This window comes from Streptomyces sp. A1136, assembly GCF_004795055.1.
In the GTDB taxonomy this organism is placed as follows: Bacteria; Actinomycetota; Actinomycetes; order Streptomycetales; family Streptomycetaceae; genus Streptomyces.
The window spans coordinates 1-520 of record NZ_SSBJ01000367.1; the positions used below are offsets into that span (position 1 = coordinate 1).

General features: G+C 71.9%; 1 pseudogene. It reads right to left on the bottom strand.

The window, feature by feature from the left end:
• Nucleotides 1-491 (bottom strand): annotated as a pseudogene (locus E6R62_RS40545) (hypothetical protein); the annotation flags it as partial.
• Nucleotides 492-520 lie beyond the last annotated feature (29 nt).

The following is a 520-nucleotide window of genomic DNA, read 5'->3' on the forward strand; positions in this document are numbered from 1 at the left end:
GTGCAGTGCGCCTTGCGGCCCGGCTCCTTTTTGTACAGCGCGACCCAGGCGTGGCCGAAGCCTCCCCCGGAGAATTCGGTTCGGTGGGTCCTGCTGGTCTTGCTCACCTGGATCTGCAGCAGGTACTGGGGCTCGTTCGGCAGCTCGGTTTCCGCCTGTCCGGAAGGGGCCAGGGCTTCGACGGGCCCGGCCGCGGCCGGCGCGGCCATCCGCTCGGCCGACTCCTCCTGCGGTACTCGTTGAAGAACAGCAGCCCGCTTGCGCTGCACCTGCCGTATCTGCGCGGAGTCCGTCCGGGCCTCCCCCGCCCGCTCCGGCGTCCAGCGATGGCCCGCCTGACGGAGCATCTGCACGACGGCCGCATTGCCCGCCCCCGCCTGAAGAGAAGGAAGCCCCACCGGCATGGGGTGGGCTGGGGCCTGCGCCCGCGCCGGCGCGAGGCCGGGCTGCCGCCTGGTGTCGTTGGTACGGCTGTGCTCGTTGGCGTGCATGCGAGCCCTTCAGGAGGTGGCGGCACGGG